We start from the raw sequence: 12,302 nt of genomic DNA, 5'->3' as shown, positions 1-12,302 counted from the left end.
TCCGTGATGCAGTTCCTTCTCGCGTTGATCGTCGCCGGCCCGCTCGTCGGCGCCGCCGCCGCGCTTCTCCCGGCACCGCCCGGGCTGAAGGGGAAGTCCCCGGACCAGGCCGTGCTCCGCCACGGCGTGGTCGTCACGGGAGTCGTCCTGATCGCGGCGATCGTCCTCGCGCTCGGCTTCGACCACGACCAGCCGTCGAAGATGCAGGCGAGCACGGACATCACGTGGATCCCCGCACTCGACGTGCGCCTCCACCTCGGCGTCGACGGCATTTCCCTCCCCCTCCTGGTCATGACCGCGCTGCTGACCTTCCTCTGCGCGCTCCACAGCTACTTCAAGATGCCCAGCGGCCCTTCCCCCAAGGGCTTCGTGGCGCTGCTCCTGGTCCTCGAGGCCGGCACGCTCGCCACCTTCGCCGTCCTCGACCTGATCCTGTTCTTCCTGGCCTTCGAGATGGTCCTCATCCCGATGTACTTCCTCATCGCCCGCTGGGGCGGCGAGGGCAGGCAGGCGGCCGCCTGGAAGTTCATCCTCTACACGCTGCTCGGTTCGGTCGTCATGCTGCTCGGCCTGCTCCTCATCGGCGTGAAGGCGGGCACGTTCGACATGGTGGCACTGGCCTCTGACAACGGCCGGGGACTGACCACGTCCGTGCAGGTCATCGCCGTTCTCGCGATCGGCGTCGGGCTCGCGGTGAAGACTCCGATGTGGCCGCTGCACAGCTGGCTCCCGGACGCCCACACGGCCGCCCCGACCGTCGGCTCGGTCCTCCTCGCCGGTGTGCTGCTGAAGATGGGCACGTACGGATTCGTCCGGATCCTCCTGCCCGTCGCCCCGGACGGCATGCGGGTCTTCGCGCCCTATCTCGCGGCCTTCGCCGTCGCCGGGATCATCTACGGATCGCTCGCCTGCCTCGCCCTCGCGAAGCCCGGCAACAAGGGCGACCTCAAGCGCCTCATCGCGTACTCGTCCGTCGGCCACATGGGCTTCGTGCTCCTCGGCATCGCCACCATGACCCCCACCGGCGTCAACGGCGCGCTCTTCGCCAACATCGCCCACGGCCTCATCACCGGCCTGCTCTTCTTCCTGGTCGGCGCGGTCAAGGACCGGTACGGCACCGCCGACCTCGACACCCTCGCGGGCGCCACCGGCGCGGCCCTCTACGGCCGCGCCCCCCGGCTGGGCGGCCTGCTCGCCTTCGCCGCCGTCGCCTCCCTCGGACTGCCCGGCCTCGCCGGCTTCTGGGGCGAGATGCTGGCCCTGTTCGGCGCCTTCGAACCCGCCGAGGGCCTCAGCCGCCCCGCCTTCCTCACCTTCATGGCGATCGGCGCCTTCGGCACCCTGCTCACCGCGGCGTACCTGCTCGTCGTCGTCCGGCGCGTCTGCATGGGCGGCCCCCGCCCCGGCGGGGAGACGGTGATCGCCGACGTCCAGGGATACGAGTTCGCCGCCTGGACCCCGCTCGTCGCCCTCACCGTCCTCGCCGGCCTGTGGCCCGCGGTCCTCCTCGGCCTCACCGATCCGGCCGTCCAGAAGCTCCTCGCGGGAGGGAACTCGTGACGACCACGAACCTCGTCCAGTCCGTCGACTGGCTCGCGATCGCGCCACCCACGCTGACCGCCCTGGTCGCCCTGGCCGTGCTCGTCGCCGACCTCTTCCTCCCCGAGCGCCACAAGCAGCTCCTCGGCTGGACCGCGATCGCCGGGCTCGTCGCCTCGATCGCCCTGCTGATCCCGCTGCGTGCCGGCGACCGCTCGACCTTCTGCCTCACCACCGATCCGGCGGCGACCGCCGCCTGCAGCTACACGGCGGACACGTTCACCCTCGTCATCCAGCTCCTGGTCCTCGGCGGGGCGCTGCTCACGGCCCTGCTGTCGCTCTCCGACACCCGCGACAGGCTGCCCGCGGGCGAGTACTGGTTCCTGCTGCTCTCCTCCGCCGCCGGGGCCGCGCTGCTGCCCGCCTCCCGTGACCTCGCGACCCTCGTCGTCGCCCTGGAGGTGGCCTCGCTGCCCGCCTTCGCGCTGGTCGGCCTGCGCCGGGGCGACCGGCGGTCCAGCGAGGCCGCGCTGAAGTTCTTCCTCTCCTCCGTCACCGCGACCGCCGTGACCCTGCTCGGCGTCAGCTTCGTGTACGGCGCGACCGGCACGCTCCACCTCACCGAGCTGGCCGAGCGCCTCGACGACGTCCCCGGCCAGCTGGAGATCCTCGCCCAGACGGGCGTGGCGCTCACCCTGGTCGGCTTCGCCTTCAAGACGGCCGCCGTCCCCTTCCACTTCTGGGTTCCCGACACCTACGTCGGTGCCCCGCTGCCCGTCGCGGGCTATCTCTCCGTGGTCGGCAAGGCCGTCGGCTTCACCGGCCTCATCCTGGTCACGGTGGTCGCCTTCCCCTCGTACGCCGACGTCTGGGGTCCGGCGCTCGCGGTCCTCGCCGCGCTGACCATGACCATCGGCAACGTGGCCGCCCTGCGGCAGGTCCCCACGCGCGCGTGGAGCGCGGTCCGGCTGCTCGCCTGGTCCTCGGTCGCCCAGGCCGGCTACCTCCTGGTGCCGATCGCCGCCGCCGCGTACTCCAGTGACGACCAGATCGGTGCCACCGTCGCGTACGCCCTGATGTACGCCGTCGTGAACCTCGGCGCCTTCGCGGTGGTCGTGCTGGTCTCCCGTACCCACCCCGAGAACCGGATCTCGGACTACCGCGGGCTCTACGCCGACCGCCCCGTGACCGCCCTCGCCATGGGGTTCTTCCTGCTCAATCTGGCCGGTCTGCCGCCCGGTATCATCGGCCTCTTCGCCAAGGTCACCGTCTTCTCGGCCGCGGTCGACGCGGGTCTCGGCTGGCTGGCCGTGATCATGGGCGTCAACGTCGTGATCGGCCTCTACTACTACCTGCGGTGGACGGCGGTCCTGTTCCGGGCGCCGACGGCGGAGCGGTCGCAGGCGCGCGTGCCCGCCCCGATCACCCTGGCCATCGCGGTCGCCGCCGTCGTGGGCGTCGTGCTCTCGGGTTACCCGCAGTTCGCGCTGCGCTTCGCGGCCACGGCCCTCTTCTGAGCCCCGACCGACCCCAACCCCCCACGCGCACCCCACACCCCACGCCCCCCCCACAGAACAGCGTCAAGGAGCTTCACCCGTGCTGAACGGTTTCAAGGACTTCATACTTCGCGGGAACGTCGTCTCGATGGCCATCGGCCTCGCCGTCGGATCGGCCTTCACCACCGTCGTGACCGGCTTCAGCAAGGCGTTCATCACGCCGCTCATCGGTCTCGCCACCGGCTCCGTCGGTGACTTCAGCGAGGCCCAGTTCACCGTCGGCAAGACGATCTTCCCGTACGGTCTGGCGATCGCCGCCGCCATCGCCTTCGTGATCACCGCCGCGGTGCTCTACTTCATGATCGTCGTCCCCATGGCGAAGGTCCAGGAGAGGTTCGCCAAGGAGGAAGCGGCCGAGGACAAGTTCGAGAAGCGCGACTGCCCCCGCTGCTTCACCGAGATCCCGGCCGTCGCCACCCGCTGCGCGCACTGCACCAGCGAGGTCGAGCCCCTCGCCGCCGCGCTGGCCGAGGCGGGACTCCCCGCCCCGCGCTGATCACCCGTACGGCCCACAGAGCCCCCGGTGGGGGCAGGGGAACCCGTGCATCCCGCCTGGCGTTGACCAGTACGGGAGGGTCCACTGGACCTGGGGCTCCCCCCGGACGCTGTCCGGGGCGGACCACCACACAGCAAAGGGTTCCCCTGCCGCACCACTTGGAGGGCGTACCGTGCACCGCCGGCACAACGGGCTGAGGACCGCCGTACTCCTCGGAGGGCTCTCGGCCCTCATCATCCTCATCGGCAGCTTCTTCGGCCGTACGGGGCTGATCGTCGCGCTCGTCGTGGCACTCGGCACCAACGCGTACGCCTACTGGAACAGCGACAAGCTGGCGCTGCGGGCCATGCGGGCCCGGCCGGTGAGCGAGTTCGAGGCTCCCGCGCTCTACCGGATGGTGCGCGAGCTCTCCACCCAGGCCCGCCAGCCGATGCCCCGGCTCTACATCTCGCCGACCCAGGCGCCGAACGCCTTCGCCACCGGCCGCAACCCCCGCAACGCGGCCGTGTGCTGCACCGAGGGCATCCTGCAGCTCCTCGACGAGCGCGAGCTGCGCGGCGTGATCGGCCACGAGCTGAGCCACGTCTACAACCGGGACATCCTGATCTCCTCCGTCGCCGGAGCGCTCGCCTCCGTGATCATGTTCCTGGTCAACTTCGCCTGGCTGATCCCGGTCGGCCGCTCCAGCGACGACGACGGTCCCGGTCTGCTCGGCATGCTGCTGATCATGATCCTCGGTCCGGTCGCCGCCTCCGTCATCCAGCTCGCCATCAGCCGCTCGCGGGAGTACGAGGCGGACGCCTCCGGCGCCCAGCTCACCGGCGACCCGCTGGCGCTCGCGAGCGCCCTGCGTAAGCTCGAAGCAGGGACCAAGCAGCTGCCGCTGCCGCCCGAGCCCAGGATCGAGACGGCGAGCCACATGATGATTGCCAACCCGTTCGGAGGGGGCAGGGGGCTTTCGAAGATGTTCTCGACGCACCCGCCCATGGCGGAGCGCATCGCCCGACTCGAGCAGATGGCAGGTCGTCGCCCGTGAAGACAATCCTGAACGTCATTTGGCTGATCCTGTGCGGCTTCTGGATGTTCCTCGGCTACATGGTCGCCGGCATCCTGCTCTGCATCACGATCATCGGCATCCCCTTCGGCCTGGCCGCCTTCCGTATCGGCGTCTACGCCCTCTGGCCCTTCGGCTACACGGTCGTGGACCGGCGGGACGCGGGTGCGCCGTCCTGCGTCGGCAACGTGCTGTGGCTGGTCCTCGCGGGCTGGTGGCTGGCGCTCGGCCACATCACCACCGGCATCGTCCTCTGCATCACGATCATCGGCATCCCGCTCGGCATCGCCAACTTCAAGCTGATCCCGGTGTCGCTGCTGCCGCTGGGCAAGGAGATCGTCCGCACGGACGAGCCCTACCCGTACACGTACAGCACCCACTAGGCCCGACGCCCTAGGAGTGGTCGCGGCGCCCCCGGCTGACCGCGTACGCCACCGTGCCCACCGCGAGGACGCCGAGCCCGGCGAGCACGGAGGGCGGCGGCAGCGCGAAGGCCAGCGCCCCGCACCCCACCAGGCCCAGCGCGGCGAGGGGACGGTGGGAGCGGCCGAGCGTCCACGCGGAGGCGTTGGCGATCCCGTAGTAGACGAGCACGCCGAAGGACGAGAAGCCGATCGCGCCCCGTACGTCCGCCGTCGCCGCCACCACGGCCACCACCGCGCCCACCGCGAGCTCGGCCCGGTGGGGCACCTGGAAGCGGGGATGCACGGCGGCCAGCCCGGCCGGCAGATGACCGTCCCTCGCCATCGCCAGCGTCGTACGGGACACCCCGAGGATCAGCGACAGCAGGGAGCCCAGCGCGGCGACCGCCGCACCGGCCATGACGACGGGAACCAGCCATCCGGCGCCGGCCGCCCGGGCGGCGTCCACGAGCGGCGCGGGGGACGCCGCCAGGGCCGACGGCCCGAGGACGGCGAGGACGGCCACCGCCACCACGGCGTAGACGACCAGGGTGATCCCGAGCGCCAGGGGCACCGCCCGGGGGATCGTCCGGGCCGGATCGCGCACCTCCTCGCCGAGCGTGGCGATCCGCGCGTACCCCGCGAACGCGAAGAACAGCAGCCCCGCGGCCTGGAGCACCCCGCCGGCCGTCACGTCCTCGTCCGGGGCGAGCCGCCCGAAGTCCACCGCGCCGGAGGCGAAGCACGTCACCGTCACCGCCGTGAGGACCGCGAGGACCAGCGCCACGATCGCGCGCGTCAGCAGGGCCGATTTCCGCACGCCGCCGTAGTTCACGGCCGTCAGCGCCACCACGGCCGCGACCGCCACCGCATGGGCCTGCTCCGGCCACAGGTACGCCCCGACGGTCAGCGCCATCGCCGCGCACGAGGCCGTCTTGCCGACGACGAACGCCCAGCCGGCCAGGTAGCCGAAGAACGACCCGAGACGTTCGCGACCGTACACATAGGTACCGCCCGACGCCGGGTAGAGGGCGGCGAGCCGGGCCGAGGACATCGCGTTGGCGTACGCGACCAGCGCGGCGAGCCCGAGCGCCGGCAGCAGCCCCGAACCGGCCGCCTCCGCGGCCGGGCCGAGCGCCACGAAGATCCCGGCGCCCAGCATCGAACCCAGCCCGACCACCACGGCGTCGAGGACACCGAGCGAGCGGCGCAGTTCCTGTGTCATGCACGGCACACTACGGCCCGCCGCAACCGCGCCCGCGGCCTCCGCGTCTTCCTCACCATGAACGTCATCAGCTGGATCGTCCTGGGCCTGCTCGCGGGCGTCGTCGCCAAGATCCTGCTCCCGGGCCGCGACCCGGGCGGGCTCATCGGCACCACCCTCATCGGCATAGCCGGCGCCTTCATCGGCGGCTGGATCTCGTCCACCTTCCTGGACCGCCCGGTCACCACCGGCTTCTACGACACCGCCACCTGGCTCTCGGCCATCGGCGGCTCGCTGGTGCTGCTGATCGGATACCGGATCCTCTTCGGCCACTCGCGCTCGCGCTGAGGCCGCGTCGCGCCGAGGCCGCGTCGCGTCACAGGCCGGTCTCGCGAAGGGTGATGTTCAGGCGGCCCGTCAGCCCGAGGGCCGGATCGGCCGTGCCGGGAAGGACCTTGGGCACCCCGTGATAGGCGAACCGCGACGGCCCGCCGAAGACGAAGAGGTCCCCGGACTCCAACTCCACGTCGGTGTACGGCCTTCCCCGGGTCTCGGTGTTCCCGAACCGGAACACGCAACGATCACCGAGGCTCAGCGACACCACCGGCGCGCCCGACCGCTCGTCCTTGTCCTGGTGCAGCCCCATCCGGGCGCCGGCGCCCGCGTCGTAGAAGTTCACGAGGGCGGTGTCGGGCGCGTACCCGCCGCCGTCCCCGTACGCCTCGGTCACCGCCTCGCGCCCCAACTCGACCAGCCAGGCGGGCATGTCGACATCGACGGCGTCGAGATAGCGGTACGGGACCCAGCGCCGCCCCAGACAGAGCGACCGCACGGACATCACGCCGCCGCCCGGCAGCGCGGTGTGCCGGTACGGCACCGGACCGCGCCCCCACTCCCGGCAGGCGGCCACCAACTCCCGTTGCCGGCCCGGGGAGAGCCACCCGGGAACGTGCACCGCGCCCGGGGCCACGACGGCCCGCTCCCGCGCGAACAGCCCGTCCATCACGCCACCAGGGCGCCTTCGAGTCCGAGCAGCAGCTCCTTGCGGTCCAGCCCGGCCGCGTACCCGCGCAGACTCCCGTCCGCGCCGATCGCCCGGTGACAGGGCCGCACCACCAGCAGCGGGTTGCGCCCGATCGCGGTGCCGACGGCCCGCACCCCGGCCCCGGAGGAGCCCACCCGGCGGGCAATGTCCCCGTACGAGACGGTGGAGCCGTAGGGGATCTCCTCCAGCGCACGCCAGACGCGCCGCTGGAACTCCGTCCCGCCGTCCGCGAAGGGGATGTCGAAGCGGTCCCTGCGACCGGCGAAGTACTCACCGAGCTGCGCGGCGATCTCCTCGAACGCCTCGGGCGCGTGCCGCCAGCCGTCCTCGACGACGGCGGCACCCTTCTGCCCGGGCAGCGACAACGAGACCAGCGCGGTCCTGCCGCCCTCCTCGGCGCCCCGCCCGACGAGCAGCATCTCGCCCAGGGGCCCCTCGACGTACGCGTACACCGTCATGACGGTTCCTCTCCTCGCACTCGCTCCGCGTCCCAGTGTGCGAGGCCCGCCACCCCGGAGGCTGGCGGCTTTCGGACACGCAGTTCGCGACTAGCGGTAGTTCACGAACTGGATCGCGAAGTCGAAGTCCTTGCCCTTGAGCAGCGCCTGCACGGCCTGCAGGTCGTCCCGGCTCTTCGAGCTGACCCGCAGCTCGTCACCCTGGACCTGCGCCTTGACGCCCTTGGGGCCCTCGTCGCGGATGGCCTTCGCGACCTTCTTGGCGTTCTCCTGGGAGATGCCCTCCTCGATCGTCGCGAAGATCTTGTACTCCTTGCCGGACAGCTGCGGCTCACCGGCGTCCAGCGACTTCAGCGAGATCCCGCGCTTGATCAGCTTGGTCTCGAAGATGTCGAGGATCGCCTTCACGCGCTCCTCGCCGTTGGCCTGCATCAGGATCTTCTCGCCGGACCAGGAGATCGAGGCGTCGGTGCCCTTGAAGTCGTAGCGCTGCGAGATCTCCTTCGCGGCCTGGTTGAGGGCGTTGTCGACCTCCTGCCGCTCGACCTTGGAGACGATGTCGAAACTGGAGTCGGCCATGACGTGTGGCTCCTTGCGTCGGATGGGTTGCGGGTTGCGTTGGCGTACGAGGCAAGCCTAGTCATCCGACGCCGCCCGAACCGCTGATCAATCCGGTGGCGAAGCACCCCTGAGGATCAGGTATCGTTTACGTCGTTGCCACGGAGCACCGCCGAAAAGCGGCTCCGAACAACACATCCCATGGCGGTGTGCCCGAGTGGCCAATGGGAGCGGACTGTAAATCCGTCGGCTTAGCCTACCCAGGTTCGAATCCTGGCGCCGCCACGCGATAGAGAAGGTCCCCGGTGTTCGCACCGGGGACCTTCTTCTTTGTCCTTGTCCGCGGGGTCAGTTGCCCGCCATGTCCTTCACCGCCACCGCGACCGGGGTCGAGCCGCTGATCAGCTCCAGGGTCAGGCCCGCCGTCGCCGGGGTCTCCAGGAGTTCGGCCAGGACAGCGGCCACGTCGTCGCGGGAGACCGGGCCGCGGCCCGTGGCGGCGCCGAGGCGGACCAGTCCCGTGCCCGCGTCGTTGATCAGCGAGCCGGGGCGCAGGATCGTCCAGTCCAGCCCCTCGCGGGCGCGCACCGAGTCGTCCGCCGCGCCCTTGGCGCGCAGGTAGACGTCGAAGACCTCGTCGCCCGGATGGGCGGAGTCCGCGCCCATGGACGAGACGACGATGTACCGGCGCACACCCGCCCGCTCGGCCGCGTCGGCGAACAGGACCGCCGCCGCGCGGTCCACCGTGTCCTTGCGTGCGGTGCCGCTGCCCGGCCCCGCACCCGCCGCGAAGACCGCCGCGTCGGCGCCCTGCAGGACGCCCGCGACCATCTCCACCGTCGCCGACTCCAGGTCCAGCACGACCGGTTCGGCGCCGGCCGCGCGCAGGTCGTCCGCCTGCTCCGGGTTGCGGATGAGCCCCGCCGGCTCGTGCCCCGCCGCGGAGAGCAGGCGCTCCAGGCGCAGGGCGATCTGACCGTGTCCTCCAGCGATGACAATGCGCATACTCACGACCGTACGACGGGACCGGCCGGAGGGCTTCCCGGCTCGGGTCGCTCGGGACGGGTCTGGCGGGGCAGGTCGAGCGCGGCGGCCGAGTCGCAGTACTCCCGTACGGCGCTGGTCCGGGCCACCACCCGGCCCCGGTGCACCACGATCCGGCTGTAGGCCAGGGACAGCACGCCCGAGAGGCGCTCCCCGCGCACCGCGAGCAGCTCGGCGGGGAAGCCGGCCTCCACCCGTACCTCCGGGAGCCCCATCGCCGTACGGGCCGCCGCGCTCACCGCCCCGTACGCGTCCTCGGCGGGCAGCCCGCCCAGCGAGGCCAGCAGGTACGCGGCCTCCAGCGGGTCCCCCCGCCCGACCGGGTTGGAGACGTCGCGCAGCGCACCGCCGCCCGCCGCGAGCCGTACACCGGCGGCGCGCAGCAGCCGGACCGGCGCCGCGGCGCGCAGCTCGGTCGCCCCGCAGCCGCCCTGCGGGAGGCAGACCACCGTCACCCCGGCCGCGGCGAGTTGGTCCGCGGCGCGTCGCGCGACCTCTGAGGGCAGCCGGGACAGGCCCGCGCAGGGGCCGATCGTCACCCCCGGCCGCAGCCCGCCCGCCATCGCCGCCAGCCGGGCGAGCCGCGCGGGGTCGTCACCGTCGGTGTGCAGGTCGACGGGGCAGCCGTGCTCCGCGGCCACCTCCAGGACGGCCTCCACGTATCCGGCCGGGTCGGGGTCGAGGTCCGGGCAGCCGCCCACCACGCCCGCGCCCATCTTCAGGGCGTCCCGCAGCATCGCGAGCCCGTCCGCGCCCGCGGCCCCCGTGAGCAGCCGGGGCACGGCGACGGTCGTGAGCTCCGCGAGGCCGCGCAGGGACCGGCGGGCCTGCAGGACCGCTTCGAGGGGGCCGAGGCCCTGGACGTCGCCGATCCTGACGTGCGCGCGCAGGGCCGTGGCGCCGTGGCCGAGTTGGAGCAGCGCGGCCTCGGTGGCCCGCCGCTGCACCTCCTCGGGGGCGTACGAGACGGGGCCGGGGGAGTCGGCGCTGAGGGCGGTGTCGGAGTGGGCGTGCGGCTCGGCGGGGGCGGGGAGCAGGAGATAGCCGGCGAGGTCCACGCGGGCGCCGAGGGGGGTGAGGCTGCCGGCCGTGCCGACGGCCTCGATCCGGCCCCCGCACATCCGGACGTCGACCGTCCGTCCGTCGGTGAGGCGGGCGTTGGAGAGCAGGAGCGAGGTGGAGTCGGCGGTGGCGGCGGCCCAGTCGTCGGGTGGCTGGGGCTGCTTGCTGTCGGCTGACATCGGGCTCCTCGAGTTCCAGCTCAGAACAAGATCACGCAGCGTGGGCCCGAGCCTAGGGGCGCTCCGGCCGCCCTTCGAGGAGGAGCGCAATAGTCGTACTGATGAGGCCACGTGTGGCCTACGAGGCAGGGGAGGAGACCCCGCGCGCGGGTGCGTGGACGGAGGGCACGAAACGGATTTGGGCGATCGGCGGAGGACCGTGTAATGTCTTCATCGCTCGCCCCAATAGCTCAGTCGGTAGAGCGTCTCCATGGTAAGGAGAAGGTCTACGGTTCGATTCCGTATTGGGGCTCTGGTGAGAAGGAACCCGCCTCCGGGCGGGAACCGGATCATCAAAGCGGTGTAGCTCAGTCGGTAGAGCAAGCGGCTCATAATCGCTGTGTCACCGGTTCAAGTCCGGTCACCGCTACACACAGTAGCCGATTGTGGGGTCGGTCCTTCGATCGGCTACTCTTTTATGCGTTCATCCGTCCATCCGTCCGTCCAAGGAGCACTCACGTGGCTGCCACCGACGTCCGCCCGAAGATCACGCTGGCCTGCGTGGAGTGCAAGGAGCGGAACTACATCACCAAGAAGAACCGGCGTAACAACCCGGACCGTCTTGAGATGAAGAAGCACTGCCCTCGCTGCAACTCGCACACTGCGCACCGCGAGACGCGCTAATCAGGCTCGTACACGAGGCCGTCCCCACCAGGGGGCGGCCTCGTGTCGTTTGTCGGCAACAAATCCAGGAGGTATCGAGTCCATGGCGCTCGACCAGTCCTTCGTGGGCCGGACCTATCCGCCCACTGCGGCTTACGAGGTCGGCCGCGAGAAGATCCGCGAGTTCGCCGAGGCGATCGGCGACGCGAATCCGGCCTACTCCGACCAGGAGGCGGCGAAGGCGCTCGGTCACCCCGATGTGATCGCCCCGCCGACCTTCGTGTTCGCGATCACCTTCAAGGCCGCCGGGCAGGTCGTCGAGGACCCGCAGCTGGGCCTGGACTACAGCCGTGTCGTGCACGGCGACCAGAAGTTCGCGTACACCCGGCCGGTGCGGGCGGGGGACCGGCTGTCGGTCGTCTCGACCATCGAGGCGATCAAGTCGATGGCCGGCAACGACATCCTGGACATCCGCGGTGAGGTCCACGACGAGACCGGCGAGCACGTGGTGACCGCCTGGACCAAGCTCGTGTCCCGAGCGCCCGAGGAGGTCTGAGGATGACCGCGAAGATCGCTTACGACGAGGTCGAGGTCGGCACCGAGCTGCCGGCGCAGTCCTTCCCCGTGACGCGCGCCACGCTGGTGCGGTACGCCGGTGCCTCCGGCGACTTCAACCCGATCCACTGGAACGAGAAGTTCGCTGTCGGTGTCGGCCTGCCGGACGTCATCGCGCACGGCATGTTCACCATGGCCGAGGCGATCCGCGTCGTGACCGACTGGGTCGGGGACCCGGCGGCCGTCGTCGAGTACGGCGTGCGCTTCACCAAGCCGGTGGTCGTCCCCAACGACGACGCGGGCGCCGTGATCGAGGTCGGCGCGAAGGTGGCGGCCAAGCTGGACGACAACCAGGTCCGGGTGGACCTGACCGCGATGTCCGCGGGTCAGAAGGTCCTCGGCATGTCCCGGGCCGTGGTCAGGCTCGCGTAGCGCACGGACCGGTGGAGGGTGGGGGGGGGGGGGGAGCGGCGCCCCCCCCCGCCCAAACCCGGGGGGGGGCGGCCCCC

Annotated in this window: 15 protein-coding genes and 3 tRNA genes; 12 read left to right on the top strand and 6 right to left on the bottom strand. The window is 71.4% G+C overall.

The genetic code is table 11. The features are described from left to right. Window positions 1–6: 6 nt before the first annotated feature. From AB0D99_RS18575 to AB0D99_RS18555, 5 genes are all read left to right on the top strand, one after another. Window positions 7–1,560: an NADH-quinone oxidoreductase subunit M gene (locus AB0D99_RS18575; RefSeq protein ID WP_362362988.1), complete on the top strand. Its 1,554-nt coding sequence runs from the start codon at window positions 7–9 to the stop codon at window positions 1,558–1,560. Further along, window positions 1,557–3,056, top strand: coding sequence for an NADH-quinone oxidoreductase subunit N (locus AB0D99_RS18570; RefSeq protein WP_362362658.1), 1,500 nt, complete (start codon window positions 1,557–1,559; stop codon window positions 3,054–3,056). The genes AB0D99_RS18575 and AB0D99_RS18570 overlap by 4 nt, the downstream gene beginning before the upstream one ends. A gap of 79 nt (window positions 3,057–3,135) precedes the next feature. After that, window positions 3,136–3,591, top strand: a complete 456-nt coding sequence (gene mscL / locus AB0D99_RS18565; protein WP_362362655.1) for a large conductance mechanosensitive channel protein MscL — start codon at window positions 3,136–3,138, stop codon at window positions 3,589–3,591. Window positions 3,592–3,763: 172 nt separating this feature from the next. Next, complete coding sequence (htpX, locus tag AB0D99_RS18560) at window positions 3,764–4,627, top strand: zinc metalloprotease HtpX (RefSeq protein WP_362362652.1); 864 nt, start codon at window positions 3,764–3,766, stop codon at window positions 4,625–4,627. Continuing rightward, window positions 4,624–5,028 carry a YccF domain-containing protein gene (locus tag AB0D99_RS18555; RefSeq protein ID WP_362362650.1) on the top strand — a complete coding sequence of 135 codons (405 nt, stop codon included), beginning with the start codon at window positions 4,624–4,626 and terminating at the stop codon, window positions 5,026–5,028. Before htpX ends, AB0D99_RS18555 begins: the two co-directional genes overlap by 4 nt. A 10-nt stretch (window positions 5,029–5,038) precedes the next feature. Here the strand turns inward: AB0D99_RS18555 and AB0D99_RS18550 are convergent, their stop codons facing one another. Beyond that, on the bottom strand, window positions 5,039–6,271 hold the full coding sequence (locus AB0D99_RS18550; RefSeq protein ID WP_362362647.1) for an APC family permease: 1,233 nt from the start codon (window positions 6,269–6,271) through the stop codon (window positions 5,039–5,041). A 57-nt stretch (window positions 6,272–6,328) separates the two neighbouring features. On the opposite strand from AB0D99_RS18550, the gene AB0D99_RS18545 reads away from it, so the two are divergent. Then, window positions 6,329–6,598: a GlsB/YeaQ/YmgE family stress response membrane protein gene (locus tag AB0D99_RS18545; RefSeq protein WP_362362644.1), complete on the top strand. Its 270-nt coding sequence runs from the start codon at window positions 6,329–6,331 to the stop codon at window positions 6,596–6,598. Window positions 6,599–6,626: 28 nt separating this feature from the next. On the opposite strand, the gene AB0D99_RS18540 is transcribed toward AB0D99_RS18545, so the two are convergent. The 3 genes from AB0D99_RS18540 to AB0D99_RS18530 form a co-directional block, all read right to left on the bottom strand. After that, window positions 6,627–7,253 carry an alpha-ketoglutarate-dependent dioxygenase AlkB gene (locus AB0D99_RS18540; RefSeq protein WP_362362641.1) on the bottom strand — a complete coding sequence of 209 codons (627 nt, stop codon included), beginning with the start codon at window positions 7,251–7,253 and terminating at the stop codon, window positions 6,627–6,629. Continuing rightward, window positions 7,253–7,753, bottom strand: coding sequence for a methylated-DNA--[protein]-cysteine S-methyltransferase (locus AB0D99_RS18535; RefSeq protein WP_362362638.1), 501 nt, complete (start codon window positions 7,751–7,753; stop codon window positions 7,253–7,255). Before AB0D99_RS18535 ends, AB0D99_RS18540 begins: the two co-directional genes overlap by 1 nt. Window positions 7,754–7,843: 90 nt before the next feature. Continuing rightward, entirely contained in the window at window positions 7,844–8,332 is a 489-nt protein-coding gene (locus tag AB0D99_RS18530; protein ID WP_147980723.1) for a YajQ family cyclic di-GMP-binding protein, read from the bottom strand. Window positions 8,333–8,514: 182 nt separating this feature from the next. Here AB0D99_RS18530 and AB0D99_RS18525 point away from each other — a divergent pair. Further along, window positions 8,515–8,596, top strand: a tRNA-Tyr gene (locus AB0D99_RS18525). Window positions 8,597–8,659: 63 nt separating this feature from the next. On the opposite strand, the gene AB0D99_RS18520 is transcribed toward AB0D99_RS18525, so the two are convergent. Then, window positions 8,660–9,316, bottom strand: a complete 657-nt coding sequence (locus AB0D99_RS18520; RefSeq protein WP_362362635.1) for an NAD(P)H-binding protein — start codon at window positions 9,314–9,316, stop codon at window positions 8,660–8,662. A gap of 2 nt (window positions 9,317–9,318) precedes the next feature. Then, window positions 9,319–10,596, bottom strand: a complete 1,278-nt coding sequence (locus tag AB0D99_RS18515; RefSeq protein ID WP_362362632.1) for an amidohydrolase family protein — start codon at window positions 10,594–10,596, stop codon at window positions 9,319–9,321. A 219-nt stretch (window positions 10,597–10,815) separates the two neighbouring features. Between AB0D99_RS18515 and AB0D99_RS18510 the strand changes: the two genes are divergently transcribed. The 5 genes from AB0D99_RS18510 (at window position 10,816) to AB0D99_RS18490 (ending at window position 12,225) form a co-directional block, all read left to right on the top strand. Next, window positions 10,816–10,888 (top strand) — tRNA-Thr (locus tag AB0D99_RS18510). 44 nt (window positions 10,889–10,932) lie between these two features. Then, a tRNA-Met gene (locus AB0D99_RS18505) sits at window positions 10,933–11,005 on the top strand. 89 nt (window positions 11,006–11,094) lie between these two features. Next, a complete protein-coding gene (rpmG, locus tag AB0D99_RS18500; RefSeq protein ID WP_003956487.1) occupies window positions 11,095–11,259 on the top strand; it encodes a 50S ribosomal protein L33 in 165 nt (54 codons plus the stop codon). 82 nt (window positions 11,260–11,341) lie between these two features. Further along, window positions 11,342–11,794, top strand: a complete 453-nt coding sequence (locus AB0D99_RS18495) for a MaoC family dehydratase N-terminal domain-containing protein (RefSeq protein ID WP_362362629.1) — start codon at window positions 11,342–11,344, stop codon at window positions 11,792–11,794. A gap of 2 nt (window positions 11,795–11,796) precedes the next feature. Then, complete coding sequence (locus AB0D99_RS18490; RefSeq protein WP_362362626.1) at window positions 11,797–12,225, top strand: MaoC family dehydratase; 429 nt, start codon at window positions 11,797–11,799, stop codon at window positions 12,223–12,225. Window positions 12,226–12,302: the final 77 nt, after the last annotated feature.

The organism is Streptomyces sp. NPDC047971 (assembly GCF_040653355.1).
In the GTDB taxonomy this organism is placed as follows: domain Bacteria; phylum Actinomycetota; class Actinomycetes; order Streptomycetales; family Streptomycetaceae; genus Streptomyces.
This window is presented reverse-complemented; position numbering and strand designations above follow the sequence as displayed.

Excerpts from the sequence above, each read along its gene's own strand:
- AB0D99_RS18550 (WP_362362647.1), bottom strand. The coding sequence starts at position 6,271 with ATGACACAGGAACTGCGCCGCTCGCTCGGTGTCCTCGACGCCGTGGTG.
- AB0D99_RS18515 (WP_362362632.1), bottom strand. The coding sequence starts at position 10,596 with ATGTCAGCCGACAGCAAGCAGCCCCAGCCACCCGACGACTGGGCCGCC.
- AB0D99_RS18575 (WP_362362988.1), top strand. The coding sequence starts at position 7 with ATGCAGTTCCTTCTCGCGTTGATCGTCGCCGGCCCGCTCGTCGGCGCC.
- AB0D99_RS18490 (WP_362362626.1), top strand. The coding sequence starts at position 11,797 with ATGACCGCGAAGATCGCTTACGACGAGGTCGAGGTCGGCACCGAGCTG.
- AB0D99_RS18530 (WP_147980723.1), bottom strand. The coding sequence starts at position 8,332 with ATGGCCGACTCCAGTTTCGACATCGTCTCCAAGGTCGAGCGGCAGGAG.
- AB0D99_RS18520 (WP_362362635.1), bottom strand. The coding sequence starts at position 9,316 with ATGCGCATTGTCATCGCTGGAGGACACGGTCAGATCGCCCTGCGCCTG.
- AB0D99_RS18495 (WP_362362629.1), top strand. The coding sequence starts at position 11,342 with ATGGCGCTCGACCAGTCCTTCGTGGGCCGGACCTATCCGCCCACTGCG.
- AB0D99_RS18535 (WP_362362638.1), bottom strand. The coding sequence starts at position 7,753 with ATGACGGTGTACGCGTACGTCGAGGGGCCCCTGGGCGAGATGCTGCTC.
- AB0D99_RS18545 (WP_362362644.1), top strand. The coding sequence starts at position 6,329 with ATGAACGTCATCAGCTGGATCGTCCTGGGCCTGCTCGCGGGCGTCGTC.
- AB0D99_RS18540 (WP_362362641.1), bottom strand. The coding sequence starts at position 7,253 with ATGGACGGGCTGTTCGCGCGGGAGCGGGCCGTCGTGGCCCCGGGCGCG.